This window comes from Acrocarpospora phusangensis, assembly GCF_016862995.1.
Lineage (GTDB): Bacteria > Actinomycetota > Actinomycetes > Streptosporangiales > Streptosporangiaceae > Acrocarpospora > Acrocarpospora phusangensis.
This window is the reverse complement of sequence record NZ_BOOA01000137.1, coordinates 1-14518: the sequence shown is the minus strand read 5'-3', so window position 1 is coordinate 14518 and position 14518 is coordinate 1. Positions and strand designations below refer to the sequence as shown.

Genomic DNA, 14518 nt, shown 5'->3' with positions numbered 1-14518 from the left:
TGGAGTCTGGGGCAGAGAACGAGCCGGACGAAGCCCGGGGAACAAAAGGGTGGGTGGGTGGGAAATTACCCGTAACAACGAGTGGGACAACCACCGGCAAACAATGGGTGGCGGGTGGACGTGCGCGTTGCACGATGACGCCGGTCCTGGCGTTGGATTGGGGAGTCTGGGGGGCCTTCTCCTGGGTGGGAGGTCGCCAATCGGGGGGCGGGGGTGGTTCGATACCGGCATGACTCGGACCTCCAGTACTCCCGGACCGGTGACGTCAGTCGCGTTCCGGGCCGTGCCGTACGTTCCGCTTGGCGTCTTCGCGGTGCTGGGCGCGTTCCTCGCGTACTTCTGGAAGTCACCGTGCCGGTTCGGGGGCGCCTGGAACACGGGAGTCGAGCAGTACAGCAACTTCTGTTACACCGACATCTATCCGCTCTGGTTCGCCCGGGGACTGGCCGACGCCCGCATCCCGTACATCGACAATCCGGACGTCGAGTACCCCGTCGGCATTGGCGCGATCATGGAGTTCGCCCGTCGGCTGTCCTTCGGCGACGGCGTGACGTTCTACGACATCACCGTCATCCTGATGGGCGCCAGCCTGGTCATCGGCGTGCTGCTGATGGCCGCCCTGGCCGGCCCGACCCGCCCCTGGGACTCCCTCTGGTACGCGATCGGCCCCGGCGTCATCCTCTGCGCCTACATCAACTGGGACCTCGCCGCCGGCGCCCTCGCCCTCGGCGGCCTCCTGGCCTGGGCCCGCGAACGCCAGTACCTGGCCGGCGTGCTCCTCGCCCTCGCGGTGGCCACCAAGTTCTACCCCCTGATGTTCCTCGGCGCGCTCTTCCTGCTCGCCGCCCGCACCGGCAAGTGGGTCGCGTACGGCAAGACCCTCGGCGCCGCCGTACTCACATGGCTGCTGGTCAACGTGCCGATCATGCTGATCAGTTTCGCCGGCTGGAGCAAGTTCTACGTCTTCAGCAGCGAACGCGGCGTGGACTGGGGCGGCCTCTGGTTCTTCTTCCAGAAGTACCAGTGGGGCTTCCTGGCCGACGCCGACAGCCTCAACGAGATGGCGATGGGCACGCTCGCCCTGCTGCTCCTGGGCATCGCCGTACTGACCGTGTCCGCCCCCCGCCGTCCCCGCCTGGCACAGATCTGCTTCCTGGCGCTGGCCGCCTTCATGGTGACCAACAAGGTGTGGTCGCCGCAGTACGTGCTCTGGCTGGTGCCGCTGGCCGTACTGGCCCGGCCGAAGTGGCCCGCGCTCGCGGTCTGGCAGATCACCGAGGTCTGGTACTTCTTCGCGATCTGGCTCTACTTCGTCGGCATGGACCCGGCGCACACGGCCGAGGGTATCGGCGACGGCGCGTACTTCCTGGCGGTCTGGGCGCGGGCGCTGGCCGTGCTCGGCCTGATGGGCCTGGTCGTGTGGGACATCCTGCGACCGGAGCGCGACATCGTGCGCAAGGACGACATCGACGACCAGTCGGGCGGAGTCTTCGATCGAGCGCCCGATCGGTTCGTCTTGTTCCGCCGTAGCCCGGCCATGGCGGAGTGAATCTTTCACCCAGTTTGATCGGAAGGATCAGGTAATCGTGCGATACGCACTACCGGTCTGGGTGATCACCCGTGCCGTGCTGTTCCTGGCCGCCACCCAGGTCATCCCCGTCGGCCTCGCGGACTCCTTCACCAACGACGTCCGCCTGTACGGCGACTGGTCGACCGTCCTCCTCGGCGGCCAGTTCCCCGAGGGCGACGAGAAATGGCAGTACCCGCCGTTCGCGGCCGTCCCGATGCTGGCCCCGCACCTGCTCCCCTGGAGCTACCAGATCTCGTTCTACGTGATCGCGCTCCTCTGCGACCTGGCCATCCTGCTCCTCATCCACCGCTTCTCCACCCGGTACGGCACCGGCCCCGCCGCCGTCTGGGCCTGGACGATCGGCGCCGCCCTCCTCGGCCCCATCCTCATCTCGCGCTACGACCTGATGGTCACCCTGGTCGCCGTCGCCGCCCTCACCGCCTCCCGCGACGCGTACGTGCGGGGCATCCTCATCGGGGTCGGGCTGTCGATCAAGGTATGGCCGGTGGCCCTGCTGGTCGGCCTGCGCCGCTGGCGGGAGCTGCTCACCGGCGCCGGCGCGGCACTCGGCGCCACCGTCGTGGCCTGCGGCGCGGCCGCCCTGGTCATGCCGCACGCCCTGGACTTCCTCACCAACCAGCAGGAACGCGGCCTCCAGGTCGAGTCGCTGGCCGGCACGCCGTTCGCCCTGGCCCGGGCGCTCGGCTGGTGGGGCGGTTTCACCAGCTACCAGCACGGCGCGATGGAACTCGTCGGCGACGGCATCGAGACCGCCACCCAGGTCAGCGTGATCGCGACGCCCGTGGCGTTGCTGCTGCTGCTCGTCTGGTGGCTGCGCGCGACCCCCACCGAGACCACGTACTACGACGCCGCCTTCACCACCGTGCTGTTCCTGGTGCTGACCAGCCGCGTACTTTCCCCGCAGTACCTGATCTGGCTGATCGGCATCGCCGCCGTCACGTTCGCGGTCCACGGTTCCAGTCAGCGCCCCGCGGCCTGGCTGCTCCTGGCGGCCATGCTGCTGACCGGGATCATGTATCCGTGGGTGGAGCAGGACTACAGCTGGGACGGCGAACTCCCCGGCACCCTGCTGCTGGTCCTCCGCAACCTGCTGCTCCTCGCGGCCGCGATCGTCTCGTTCGTACGCCTCTGGCAGAGCAGCGTGCCCCAACGGGCCAGACGTAAACCTGTACCCGCTATTTAAGCCAGCGAATCCAGAGACTTTATCCACAGGGTGTGGGAAACCATCCGCACCACCTCACCCACCCAGGTGGTGGGCCGGGGATCCGGGGGCTGCTCCGAGTCTTCCGTGATCTCCGGACTGTCCGGCTCGGCGTGATCGGACTCCTGGGGATCCCCGGCCGGTTCGCCAGGGTCCTCCGGTTGATCTCGTCGAGGGTTCCGAACCACCACGGACGCTCCTTGATGCTGCTTCGGGCCATCTCTTTGTGCTTCAGGGTGCTTTTAGTACTTCGCGGACCCCGGAAACGTTCCGGACAAGGGCTTGTCCCTCATGTCCGGCATGAGGATGCGGAGATGTCAAAGCAATCTCACCGTCATTGCCGAACAAGCGCAAGCGATTCGGAACCTATGACCGGCCGTGATGAATTCGCTACCAGACCAGGATGATTGCTTCCCATAGAACCGATCTCATTCCGGTGGCCGTGCTGACCTGCCGAGATTCTGATCAAGGTCGTCGGTGCTTCGCCCGAGTGGGCGCTAGGTATGTGACGGCTGTCACATCGGCAAAGCCCGTGCAGGTGACATTCCATCACAAAAAATGCGCGCTCCGGCCTGGTGATGAGGGCGGCCGAATTGATTGTGATCCCATCCATGTGCGGGACTATTCGATAAGCAAAGCCAGCCTGCAATTGCAAACGCAAAAACGCCGGAGCCCGGCCCTGGGCGTACGGGAACGACCGCCACGGCTCGATGCGGTGGCGGTCGGTCGAGGCGGGGGTCAGAGGTGTTTGCGGAGGAAGGAGATGTCGTCGGCCTGGCCCTCGGAGGGGGTTTCGACCACGATGGGCGCGTTGGCCGTGCGGCAGATCGCCAGGATCAGCTCGGGGTCGATCTGGCCGGTGCCCAGGTTGGTGTGGCGGTCGGCGCCCGAGTCGAAGGCGTCGCGGGAGTCGTTGCAGTGGATCAGGTCGATCCGGCCCGTGATGGCCAGCACGCGTTCGACGATGCCGAGGAGTTCCTCGCCGCCGGCGTGGGCGTGACAGGTGTCCAGGCAGAAGCCGATCTTGGAGGCGTCCTGCGCGCCGGCGGTGGCCGCGTCCCACAGGCGGGCGATGGTGTCCAGCCGCCGGGTCATCGCGTTGCCGCCGCCCGCGGTGTTCTCGATCAGCACCGGGATCGGGCAGTCCATGCGCTCGAAGACCTTGCGCCAGTTGCCGAACCCGATCTGGGGGTCGTCGTCCTTGTTGAGATGCCCCCCGTGCACGATCAGCCCCTTGGCCCCCAGCGAGGCGGCGGCTTTCAGCTGACCCTCCAGCAGTTTCCGGCTGGGAATCCTGATCCGGTTGTTGGCCGTGGCCACGTTGATCAGATAGGGCGCGTGGATGTAGACGTCCACATCGGACTCACGGATCGCGTCCGCGCTCGCCGGCATCACCGGGCCCTTCCAGCCCTGCGGGTCCCCGAGGAAGAACTGCACCACATCGGCGTCCCGCGCGGCGGCGTGGGCCAGCGGATCATCCTGATCGACGTGAGCTCCGATACGCACCATGAAACCGAGCGTATCCGAGCCCTCCGACACTCTCACGCCCTTCCGGACGCCCACCCGGAAGACCTTCGCCGACCCGGTGAAGGGCGGAACTATATGCCTCCTTCAAGAGCGTTTCAAGGTTCCCCCGCCGGGCAGTCGCTGGTGCGGCTGATACGCCCTGCTACCCGCGTGTCGCGACAGAAGGAGATGACATGCGCTATCGGATCGGGAGCTTCATCCTGCTGATCTACATACTGGTCGGCATCTACGTCGCCTGGGTCTACGACTACCTCACCCCCGGCATCCTGAGGAGCATCGCGGAAGCCCTGCTCTCCATCTTCCTGTGGTTCCTGGTCCTCCTCGGAGTCGACCTTCATCTGGGGAAGTGACGAGCGGAAAGCCGATGGGCGGGCGGCGCGGACCTCCACGCGCACCCGCCCATCAGTGATTCCGGACGAAATCCAGGGTGAGGGGGTCGGCAGGCTAGGAGAAGCCGCCGTGGGCGATACCCAAGAGGGCGCCCACGAAGGACGCCACGATGCCCATGATGATGATGCTGCGCTGCGGAGTGGTGACCGACACGTACTGGGCGAACAGACCCCCGGCGAAGCCGATGATGCCGAGCGCGGTGGCGACGACGTGGGCGCTGACCACGAACCCCAGGATGAACGCCAGGACTCCGACGAGGAAGGTTCCGACGGCGAGGATGTTCTCCCGGGTATGGGGCCTGCCGTCGGTGTTGAGGGTGAGACGGAATGGTTCGCTCTCTGCGGGACCAAGCATGTGCGGCATGCCTGCCACCCCCTTTCCCCGCTAAGAATTCCCGGCAGGGCAGGTGCACAATCCCGGCCCTGGTAGCCTTATTCGGCTGCGTCTGGTAAGCGCGGGTGATCGCTCGCGCGAACCGCAGCGTCCTCCTGTCACGGCAAGGCGTCGTGACCGCAAGAGTCCAGAGGAGGTTGGATTCCGCATGCGTCGTTACGAGATGATGGTCATCCTCGACCCGTCCCTCGATGAGCGCACCGTGCAGCCCTCGCTCGACCAGTTCCTGACGGTCGTGCGCAACGACGGCGGCACCGTGGAGAAGGTAGACGTCTGGGGCCGCCGCCGGCTGTCCTACGACATCGACAAGAAGTCCGAGGGCATCTACGCCGTCGTCGACCTCACCGCCGAGCCCGCCACGATCAAGGAGCTGGACCGTCAGCTCAACCTGAACGAGGGCATCCTTCGCACCAAGGTTCTCCGTCCCGAGCTCCACTGACGAACATTGGTCCCTGACGGCCGGTCGGCAGGCGTCCGGAGTCACGGTGATTCCCTGGGCTTCGAGTCCACGGGAAGCCCCCGTTTTTGTCGTACGGGGCCCGTACTCTGAGCGACTAACGGCTTGGCTGGCGGGATAGGAAGGCGAATCGACCGATGGCAGCAGGCGACACAACAATCACGATCGTCGGCAACCTTGTCGACGACCCGGAGCTGCGCTTCACCCCGACGGGGCAGGCCGTGGCCCGGTTCCGCATCGCGTCCACTCCGCGGTTCCTCGACAAGACGACCAACGAGTGGAAAGACGGCGAAGGTCTGTTCCTGACCTGCAACGTGTGGCGGCAGGCGGCGGAGAACGTCGCCGAGAGCCTGCAGCGTGGCATGCGGGTCATCGTGCAGGGACGGCTGCGCCAACGGTCGTATGAGACCAAGGAAGGCGAGAAGCGCACGGTCTACGAGGTCGAGGTCGACGAGGTCGGCCCCTCGCTGCGCAACGCCACCGCGAAGGTGAACAAGACCGCCCGGCAGGGTGGCGGGGGCGGCGGCTTCGGCGGCGGCCCGGCCAACGACCCCTGGGCGTCCGCGTCCCCGGCCCCGCCCAGCGGCGGCGGCTTCGGTGGCGGCGGCGGGCAGGGCGGCGGAGGTTACCAAGGCGGCGGCGGTGGCGGCTACGGCGGCCAGCAAGGCGGCGGTGGCTTCGGCGGCGACTTCAGCGACGAACCGCCCTTCTAGCCTTCACCCACACATCCATAACCGAGCGACCATTCCCGCGTTGAGCGGGGCTCTGAAAGGAGCACCACGATGGCCAAGCCGGCACTGCGCAAGCCCAAGAAGAAGGTTTGCCTGTTCTGCCACGACAAGATCTCCTACGTCGACTACAAGGACACGGCGCTGCTGCGGAAGTTCATCTCCGACCGCGGCAAGATCCGTGCTCGCCGGGTGACGGGCAACTGCACCCAGCACCAGCGCGACGTGGCGACCGCTATCAAGAACGCCCGTGAGATGGCCCTGCTGCCGTACACGAGCACCGCGCGCTAAGGAAAGGGGACTCAGCCATGAAGCTCATTCTCACCACTGAGGTCTCCGGTCTCGGCGCTCCGGGTGACGTCGTCGAGGTCAAGGACGGCTACGGCCGTAACTACCTGATCCCGCGCAGCTTCGCGATCCGCTGGACGCGTGGCGCCGAGTCGCAGATCGCCTCCATCAAGAAGGCCCGCGACGCCCGCGAGATCCGTGACCTCGGCACCGCCAAGGAAGTCGCCGGCCAGCTCGGCGCGCTCAAGGTGAAGCTGAAGACCAAGGCGGGCGACTCGGGCCGGCTGTTCGGCTCGGTCACCACCGGTGACATCGCCGACGCCGTCAAGGCCGCCGGCGGCCCGCTGCTGGACCGCCGCCGCATCGAGATCGGCAACCCGATCAAGAGCACCGGCTCGCACAAGGTCAGCGTCAAGCTGCACCCCGAGGTCTCCGCGACCCTCGACATCGAGGTCCTCGCCAACTGATCTCCAACGTCAATGGCCCCTCGTGCGTACGGGGGGCCATTGGTGTGTCCGGGGTTATGTGTCCGGGGCGCTATCGCGGTGGCGTCGGGCGGCGGTGGCGGCCGATGGCGGGGGCCAGGGCGCTGTGCCTTCGGCCGTACAACTGGTAGACGAGCACGCCGACGGCCATCCACAGGAGGAAGTAGAGCCACGTGATGACCTGCAGGTTGAGCATCAGCCACAGGGCCGCCACGATGGACAGGCCCGGGATCAGCGGGGACATCGGGACCCTGAACCCGCGCTGCAGGTCCGGCATGCGATTCCGCATGGCGATCACACCGGCTGACACGATCATGAACGCGAACAGCGTCCCGATCACGACCAGCTGCTCCAGGGTGAGGACGGGGACGAACTCCGCCAGCAGGATCGCGATGACGCCGATGAACAGGGTCGCCCTGGCCGGGGTGCGGTGCGAGCCGCTGAGCCGCGACAGGCCGGTGGGCAGCAGGCCGTCGCGGGCCATCGCGAACACCACCCGGGTCTGCCCGACCAGCAGCACGAACACCACGGTGGTGAGTCCCAGCACCGCGGTGATGTTGATCACGTGCACCATGGCGGTCTCGCCGACCAGCCGGAACGCGTCCGCGAGCGGCGCGCCCAGCGAGATCTTGGAGTACGTCACCATGCCGATCATGACGATGGCCACCGCGATGTAGATCACGGTCGCCGTGGCCAGCGCCCGGATCATGCCCTGCGGAACGGTCCTGGTCGCGTCCTTGGTCTCCTCGGCGGCCGTGGTCACGATGTCGAACCCGAGGTAGGCGAAGGCGATCGCCGGCGTGGCCGCCAGGATGCCGAACCAGCCGAACGCGTGGCCTTCGCCGATGAGCAGGCCGAAGACCGTGGAGTGCAGCGTGTCCGCGTCGGTCACCAGGGGCTGGGGGTCGACCGGGATCTCGGCGATGTTGCCGGGGTTGAAGTGCAGTGAGCCGATCACGATGACCGCCGTGATGCCCACCAGTTTTGCCGAGACCATGACCCATAACGCGCGCAGGCCGACCTTGGCGTTGAACGCCACGATCCCGGTGAGCGTGGTCAGGATGAGCAGGGTGAACAGGTCGAAGCCGACCGGGCGGCTCAGCAGTTCCGGCACGGTGAAGCCGAACTCGGTGAGCATCTGGGTGAAGTACAGCGACCAGACCCGGGCCACCACGGCGGCGGCCAGCTCCATCTCCAGGATCAGCGACCAGCCGATGATCCAGGCCCACACCTCGCCGAAGATGACGTAGGTGTAGGTATACGCGCTGCCGGAGACCGGCATGGTGGAGCACAGTTCGGCATAGCAGATCGCGGCCAGCAGACTGGTGATTCCGGCGATCATGAAGGAGAGAATGACGCCCGGACCGGCCATGGTGGCGGCCTGCCGTCCGGCGACGCTGAAGATACCCGCACCGATCATGACGCCCAGGCCGAGCACGATCAGGTCGTTGCGGGTGTAGATCTCCCGCAGACCCTTCGTACGCAGCACGGTGGCCTCCGCCGCGGGCATACGGCGGAGTACGGAGGTCGATGTGGGCTGACGTACTGAAGTCACGACAGGCCAATCTTCAGAGGCATGACCGTAGGCAACAGTGCCTCATCTAACTACTGCCGACAAGGGCCCAAATCACTACCCTCTCGTCATTTATTGGACATGTTATGAAGTTGTACTGTTTGCGCAGGTAGGAAGATTGGGTCAGCCATACTCAGCAGCTATGGTTAGGGGCCGCGGAGTCTAAACGTTCATGATTCACAGAACAGGATTCCGTTTTATTCACACCTTCGGCCGGACGTTTGTGCGAATTCCGGTCTCAAGCTCCGCTCACCAACCAGCCGTCTCCCCGGGCCCGCAGACCGAGCGTCGCCAGCCGGGCCAGCATCCACACGCCGAGCGCCAGCCACAGCCCGACCAGACTGCCCGCCAGCAGGGCGAACGGCAGGTAGGCGAGGGTGGTGATCACGCCGGCCCAGGCCAGATAGCGCTGGTCGCCCGCGCCGATGAGCACGCCGTCCAGCACGAAGACCATGCCCGAGACCGGCTGGAACAGCGCGACCGTCCACAGCACCGCCATCAGTTGCGCGGCCACCGCCGGATCCGCGTCGAACAGGCCGGGGATGAGCGGCCGGCAGGCGATCACGCCCAGGCCCAGCAGCACGCCGCCGCCGACACCCCAGATCAGCATGCGCCCGGTCACCTGCCGGGCGCCCGTCACGTCGCCCGCGCCGAGCAGCTTCCCGGTGAGCGCCTGGCCCGCGATGGCGATCGCGTCGAGGGCGAAGGCCAGCAGGGACCAGATCTGCGTGGTGATGCCGTGCGCGGCCACCTCGGCGACGCCCATCCTGGCCGCGATCACCGTGGCGGTGACCAGGACGATCCGCAGGCAGACCGTCCGGATCAGCAGCGCGATGCCCGCCGTGCCCGACGCCCTGATGCCCGCCGGATCCGGCCGCAGCGACGCTCGCACCCGCCGCGCCCCGCGCACCACCACGATCAGGTACGCACCCGCCGCCAGCGTCTGCGCGGCCACCGTGCCCCAGGCCGAGCCCGCGAGCCCCCAGCCGAGCCCCAGGACGAACCAGGCGTTCAGCGCCGCGTTGAGGGCGAACCCGCCGACCGAGACCGCGAGCGGCGTCACCGTGTCCTGTAAGCCGCGCAGCACCCCGGTCCCGGCCAGCACGATCAGCATCGCCGGCGTCCCGACCAGGCTGATCCGCAGGTACGTGATCGCCTCCGCCGTCACCTCGGGCGGCGCGTCGATGAGGTGAACCAGACCCGGCGCCAGCGGCCAGCAGACGGCCACCACGGCCACCCCGATCACCGCCGCCAGCCACAGCCCGTCCATCCCGCGCTGTACGGCCTGGCGGTGGTTGCCCGCCCCGACCTGCCGGGCCACCGCGGCCGTGGTGCCGTACGCGAGGAAGACGCACAGGTTCACGAGGGTGATCAGGATCGTGCCCGCCACGCTGAGCGCGCCCAGGGCGCTCGTCCCCAGCCGGCCCACGATCGCGTAGTCGGTCAGCAGGAAGAGGGGTTCGGCGACCAGGGCCGCGAAGGCGGGCACCGCGAGCCGGAGGATCTCCCGGTCCGTGGCCCGCCTTTGGCTTCGGGTAAGCGGCATGGAGCTATTGTGCTCCTTACCCCAAGATCATCCGTACGGTGTTAAATGGGGACAAAACGGACTGACTGTGATCGGGACCCCAGACTTTCTTTCCTCCACAGCCGGTGGATATCGTTTCCGCAGGTCAGAGCGGTTTTCCACAGCCTGTGAACAAGTTATCCCCAGGCTCGTCCCCAGGGTTCCCACACCCTGGCGGCAGAAGTGCACACCTTATCCACAGGTCTGTCGACAGGCTTCGTTGCCGGTTGCCGCACAACCCGGGAAACTGTCAGACCGGTCCTCTACAACTGGGGGTGGTGCGGCCGGAGTGGAGGGGGACGCATGACTGATCGACTAGCCGGGCACCGTGACGGCGCGCCGCGAGACCGCGCCTCCCTGGCGGCGTTCCCTCGGCGGGCCTCGCGTTCGCTGTTCGTATTGGGTGTCGGGTAACGATGAGTGTCGTCGACTTCTCCGGTGGGCCGTCCGAGCCCTCGTTCGAGCGCACTCCGCCGAACAACATCGAGGCCGAGCAGTCGGTCCTGGGCGGCATGCTCATCTCCAAGGACGCGATCGCGGACGTGGTCGAGGTGCTGCGCTCCGACGATTTCTACCGTCCCGCGCACCAGATCGTCTACGAGATCATCACGGATCTCTACGGGCGGGGCGATCCGGCCGACGCGGTCACCGTCTTCGACGAGCTTCAGCGCCGCGGCGACGTGGCGAAGGTCGGCGGCGGGGCGTACCTGCACACGCTGACCGTCGTCGTGCCCACGGCCGCCAACGCGGGCTACTACGCCAAGATCGTTCGTGAGCAGGCCGTGCTCCGGCGGTTGATCGAGGCGGGCACCCGAATCGTCTCGTACGGGTACGGGGGGCAGAACGAGGAAGTCGACGACCTGGTCGACCGGGCGCAGGCGGAGATCTACAAGGTCACCGAACGGCGCACCTCGGAGGACTATCTGCCGCTTTCGGAGATCATGCCGGCCGCGCTGGACGAGATCGAGGCCATCGGCAGCCGCGGCGGGCAGATGGTCGGCGTGCCGACCGGCTTCCAGGACCTGGACGCGCTGACCAACGGCCTCCACCCCGGGCAGATGATCGTCGTCGCGGCGCGGCCCGCCATCGGAAAGGCTCTCGCGCTCGATACGCCGCTGCCCACGCCCGGTGGCTGGACGACGATGGGCGAGGTCGCGGTCGGCGACCGGCTGATCGGCGCCGACGGCAGGCCGACGCGCGTCGTCGCGGCGACCGAGGTGATGTACGGGCGTCCCTGCTACGAGGTCGAGTTCAACGACGGGACAGTGATCGTCGCCGATGCTCAGCACCAGTGGCTCACAGTCGATTCGGGCCAGGGGATGGTCGCGTCGGCAAGGGCGATCGAGCCGATCGCCGCGACGTTGCGGCGGGCAACGGCCGACGGGTCTTCGAACCAGGGGATGTTCGCGTCGGTGAAGACAACGGAGCAGATTGCCGAGACGCTGCGTCGTGAGACGGCTGACGGGTGTTCGAACCACGCTGTCGCGGTTGCCAAGGCAGCGGTCTTCCCGCAGATGGATCTGCCCGTTTCTCCCTATGCGCTTGGGGTTGGGCTTGGGATTGGTGCAGGTCCGACCGGCTCCGATACAGAGATCATCGCGGAGATCGAGGCTGAGAATCCTGGAGAGGTGCTTCTGCGCGGTCAGGATGTGCTGGAACACATTCCGGGGGACTACCTTCGAGCGTCTGAGGAACAGCGGCGGGCGCTGCTGGCGGGGCTGCTGGACGTTTGTGGCGACGTCAGCGCCGATGGGACTGTCCGGCTTGCCGTCACCGGCGAGCGGCTCGCTGAGGACGCTTGGGAGCTGGTTCTCAGCCTCGGTTACGACGCTGGCTTAACGGATTCCGTCTCCCGATCGCCGGGTTATGTGATCACGTTTGCGCCTGATGACAAGGTGTTCCGGCTTTCTCGTAAGGCGGCTCGGCAGAGTGTTCGCGAGCATTCGGGGACCGGGCTGCGTTACATCACTGATGTCCGGCGTGTGGAGAGCCGGCCGGTTCGTTGTGTGGAGGTCGACAACGCGGATCACCTGTACCTTGCGGGCAGGTCGTGGATTCCGACGCACAATTCGACCCTTGGGCTGGACTTCGCGCGGTCGGCCGCGATCAAGCATGGTCTGACCACGGTGATCTTCTCGCTGGAAATGTCGCGAAATGAGATCACGATGCGACTGCTGTCCGCGGAGGCGCGGGTGGCGCTGCACACGATGCGTTCCGGCATGATGAACGACGACGACTGGACGCGGATGGCGCGGCGCATGGGCGAGGTCGCCGAAGCGCCGTTGTTCATCGACGACTCCCCCAACATGTCGATGATGGAGATCCGGGCCAAGTGCCGCCGCCTCAAGCAGCGTCACGACCTGAAGTTCGTCATCGTCGACTACCTCCAGCTGATGAGCTCCCCCAAGAAGACCGAGAGCCGCCAGCAGGAGGTCTCCGAGCTCTCCCGTGCGCTCAAGCTGCTCGCCAAGGAGCTCGAGGTCCCCGTCATCGCGATCTCGCAGCTCAACCGAGGCCCGGAACAGCGCACCGACAAACGCCCCGCCGTCTCCGACCTCCGCGAGTCCGGCTGCCTCACCGCCGGCACCCGCATCCTCCGCGCCGACACCGGCGCCGAGACCACCCTGGGCGAACTCCTCGCCGGCAACGCCCGCGACATCCCCGTCTGGTCCCTCGACGACCGCCTCAAACTGGTCCCCCGCACGTTGACCCACGTCTTCCCGAGCGGCACCAAGCCCGTCTACAACGTCCGCCTCCGCTCCGGCCGCGAACTGGAGGCCACCGCCAACCACCCCTTCCTCACGTACGACGGCTGGCACGCCATCGGCTCCCTCCCCCCAGGCACCCGCGTAGCCGTCCCCCGCCACGTCCCCCCACCCCTCACGGCCGCCGTCCCGTCCCCGAGACTCGATCTCACAGGCGTGCCCGACGCCAAGTGCCTGCCTGACGCCGTGTTCGCCCTCCCGAAGTCAGAGCTGGCGGCACTCCTTCGCCGCCTGTGGACGAAGCGTGGCGAGATCCGGTGGCAGCCCGCCCTCGGCCATCCACAAGAGGCGCCCGCGATAGTCGACTACGCGCAAGCGCGGGGTCTCGCCGGTAGCCCACAAGCAGCGCCCCCGACCGTCGGCACCACGCAAGCGCAGGCTGTCGCCGGTCGTCCGCAGGATGCCGGTACTGTCGTCGGCGGTCCCCCGGAGGCGCAGGCTGTTGCCGCTCTGCGGGAGCAGCGCAGTGGTGTCGGTCACCCGCAGGAAGCGCGCGCAATCGTCGACAAGGCGCGGGCGCGGGCTCGCACTGGTCGTTCGCAGGATGTCGGTACTGTCGTCGGCGGCCCTCCGGAGGCGCAGGCTGTTGCCGATCCGCGGGAGCAGCGCAGTGGTGTCGGTCACCCGCAGGAGGCGGGCGCGCTTGCTGGTGAGGCGTGGATCTGTTTTGAGGCGCGGAGTCGGCGGCTTGTGGATGATCTCGCGAGGTTATTGCTGCGCTTCAATGTGATGACGCAGATCGGGGCTGTGGGGTCTGCGTACCGTCTGACGATTTATGGGGCGGAGAACCAGCTTCGGTTTCTTGAGGATGTCGGGGTGTCGGGTCCGGCGGTTGAGGCGTGCGTGCGAGAGCTTCGGCTGAGGGTCGGGACGACCGATCCGGCGAGCCTGCCGCAGCAGATGTGGGATCAGGTGCGGGACGTTCTCGTCCAGCCGATCGAGGGTTCTTCGAGTGATCGGCGAGGAAGTGCCGACCGGAGAGAAAGCACTGATCGGCAGGGAAGCGCTGATCGGCGGGGAACTAGTGCGCTTGGGCAGATGGTCGCGATTCTCGATCGTGAGGATATGGAGATCACGGCGACCAACGACGTGTTCTGGGATGAGATCGAGTCGGTCGAGTTCCTTGGCGATCAGCCTGTGTACGACGCCACGGTCCTCGGCACCCACAATTTCGTCGCCAACGGCGTATCCGTCCACAACAGCATCGAGCAGGACGCGGACATGGTCATCCTGCTGCACCGCGAAGACGCCTACGAACGCGAATCCCCCCGCGCCGGAGAAGCCGACCTGATCGTCGCCAAACACCGAAACGGCCCCACCGCCACCGTCACCGTCGCCTTCCAGGGCCACTACAGCCGCTTCGTCGACATGGCCCAACACTGACCCGCGCGTAGGGCCTCAGTAGCGCGAATTCACATGAACGTCGGGCGATCGATGGCTCTCACAGCCGCCGGACCCGCAACACGCCGGTCAGCACGGGATGGTGGATTCGCTGTGGGCGGTCTTTGGCCTGCTCGTGCAGAAGCGCGGATCCGTCCTGTTCCGCGCGGTTCGCT

12 protein-coding genes are annotated in these 14518 nt (G+C 66.9%); 8 read left to right on the top strand and 4 right to left on the bottom strand.

Annotated elements, in window-relative coordinates:
- The first annotated feature begins 259 nt into the window (after window positions 1-259).
- Window positions 260-1549 (top strand): glycosyltransferase family 87 protein, encoded by a 1290-nt coding sequence (locus Aph01nite_RS39365; protein ID WP_239162322.1) that lies wholly within the window; start codon window positions 260-262, stop codon window positions 1547-1549.
- A gap of 37 nt (window positions 1550-1586) precedes the next feature.
- Complete coding sequence (locus Aph01nite_RS39360) at window positions 1587-2774, top strand: glycosyltransferase family 87 protein (RefSeq protein WP_204046183.1); 1188 nt, start codon at window positions 1587-1589, stop codon at window positions 2772-2774.
- A gap of 756 nt (window positions 2775-3530) precedes the next feature.
- On the opposite strand, the gene Aph01nite_RS39355 is transcribed toward Aph01nite_RS39360, so the two are convergent.
- Window positions 3531-4301: a deoxyribonuclease IV gene (locus Aph01nite_RS39355; RefSeq protein WP_204046182.1), complete on the bottom strand. Its 771-nt coding sequence runs from the start codon at window positions 4299-4301 to the stop codon at window positions 3531-3533.
- A gap of 191 nt (window positions 4302-4492) precedes the next feature.
- On the opposite strand from Aph01nite_RS39355, the gene Aph01nite_RS39350 reads away from it, so the two are divergent.
- Entirely contained in the window at window positions 4493-4669 is a 177-nt protein-coding gene (locus Aph01nite_RS39350; protein WP_204046181.1) for a hypothetical protein, read from the top strand.
- Window positions 4670-4763: 94 nt separating this feature from the next.
- On the opposite strand, the gene Aph01nite_RS39345 is transcribed toward Aph01nite_RS39350, so the two are convergent.
- Complete coding sequence (locus Aph01nite_RS39345; RefSeq protein WP_239162321.1) at window positions 4764-5072, bottom strand: hypothetical protein; 309 nt, start codon at window positions 5070-5072, stop codon at window positions 4764-4766.
- 178 nt (window positions 5073-5250) lie between these two features.
- Between Aph01nite_RS39345 and rpsF the strand changes: the two genes are divergently transcribed.
- From rpsF to rplI, 4 genes are all read left to right on the top strand, one after another.
- Window positions 5251-5541 carry a 30S ribosomal protein S6 gene (gene rpsF, locus Aph01nite_RS39340; RefSeq protein WP_204046180.1) on the top strand — a complete coding sequence of 97 codons (291 nt, stop codon included), beginning with the start codon at window positions 5251-5253 and terminating at the stop codon, window positions 5539-5541.
- A 155-nt stretch (window positions 5542-5696) separates the two neighbouring features.
- The gene (locus Aph01nite_RS39335; RefSeq protein ID WP_204046179.1) at window positions 5697-6272 is read left to right on the top strand and encodes a single-stranded DNA-binding protein; all 576 of its coding nucleotides are present in this window, start codon (window positions 5697-5699) and stop codon (window positions 6270-6272) included.
- Window positions 6273-6341: 69 nt separating this feature from the next.
- A complete protein-coding gene (rpsR, locus tag Aph01nite_RS39330) occupies window positions 6342-6578 on the top strand; it encodes a 30S ribosomal protein S18 (protein ID WP_061256131.1) in 237 nt (78 codons plus the stop codon).
- Window positions 6579-6595: 17 nt separating this feature from the next.
- Window positions 6596-7042: a 50S ribosomal protein L9 gene (gene rplI, locus Aph01nite_RS39325; protein ID WP_204046178.1), complete on the top strand. Its 447-nt coding sequence runs from the start codon at window positions 6596-6598 to the stop codon at window positions 7040-7042.
- Between the two features lie 70 nt (window positions 7043-7112).
- On the opposite strand, the gene Aph01nite_RS39320 is transcribed toward rplI, so the two are convergent.
- Window positions 7113-8570 carry an amino acid permease gene (locus tag Aph01nite_RS39320; protein WP_204046177.1) on the bottom strand — a complete coding sequence of 486 codons (1458 nt, stop codon included), beginning with the start codon at window positions 8568-8570 and terminating at the stop codon, window positions 7113-7115.
- Between the two features lie 301 nt (window positions 8571-8871).
- On the bottom strand, window positions 8872-10179 hold the full coding sequence (locus Aph01nite_RS39315) for an MATE family efflux transporter (RefSeq protein WP_204046176.1): 1308 nt from the start codon (window positions 10177-10179) through the stop codon (window positions 8872-8874).
- A gap of 434 nt (window positions 10180-10613) precedes the next feature.
- On the opposite strand from Aph01nite_RS39315, the gene dnaB reads away from it, so the two are divergent.
- Complete coding sequence (gene dnaB / locus Aph01nite_RS39310) at window positions 10614-14345, top strand: replicative DNA helicase (protein WP_204046175.1); 3732 nt, start codon at window positions 10614-10616, stop codon at window positions 14343-14345.
- Window positions 14346-14518 lie beyond the last annotated feature (173 nt).

Bases quoted from the DNA above. Each gene is read 5' to 3' on its own strand.
- rplI (WP_204046178.1), top strand. From the start codon at position 6,596: ATGAAGCTCATTCTCACCACTGAGGTCTCCGGTCTCGGCGCTCCGGGT.
- Aph01nite_RS39315 (WP_204046176.1), bottom strand. From the start codon at position 10,179: ATGCCGCTTACCCGAAGCCAAAGGCGGGCCACGGACCGGGAGATCCTC.
- Aph01nite_RS39320 (WP_204046177.1), bottom strand. From the start codon at position 8,570: ATGCCCGCGGCGGAGGCCACCGTGCTGCGTACGAAGGGTCTGCGGGAG.
- Aph01nite_RS39345 (WP_239162321.1), bottom strand. From the start codon at position 5,072: ATGCCGCACATGCTTGGTCCCGCAGAGAGCGAACCATTCCGTCTCACC.
- rpsR (WP_061256131.1), top strand. From the start codon at position 6,342: ATGGCCAAGCCGGCACTGCGCAAGCCCAAGAAGAAGGTTTGCCTGTTC.
- Aph01nite_RS39335 (WP_204046179.1), top strand. From the start codon at position 5,697: ATGGCAGCAGGCGACACAACAATCACGATCGTCGGCAACCTTGTCGAC.
- dnaB (WP_204046175.1), top strand. From the start codon at position 10,614: ATGAGTGTCGTCGACTTCTCCGGTGGGCCGTCCGAGCCCTCGTTCGAG.
- Aph01nite_RS39355 (WP_204046182.1), bottom strand. From the start codon at position 4,301: ATGGTGCGTATCGGAGCTCACGTCGATCAGGATGATCCGCTGGCCCAC.
- rpsF (WP_204046180.1), top strand. From the start codon at position 5,251: ATGCGTCGTTACGAGATGATGGTCATCCTCGACCCGTCCCTCGATGAG.
- Aph01nite_RS39350 (WP_204046181.1), top strand. From the start codon at position 4,493: ATGCGCTATCGGATCGGGAGCTTCATCCTGCTGATCTACATACTGGTC.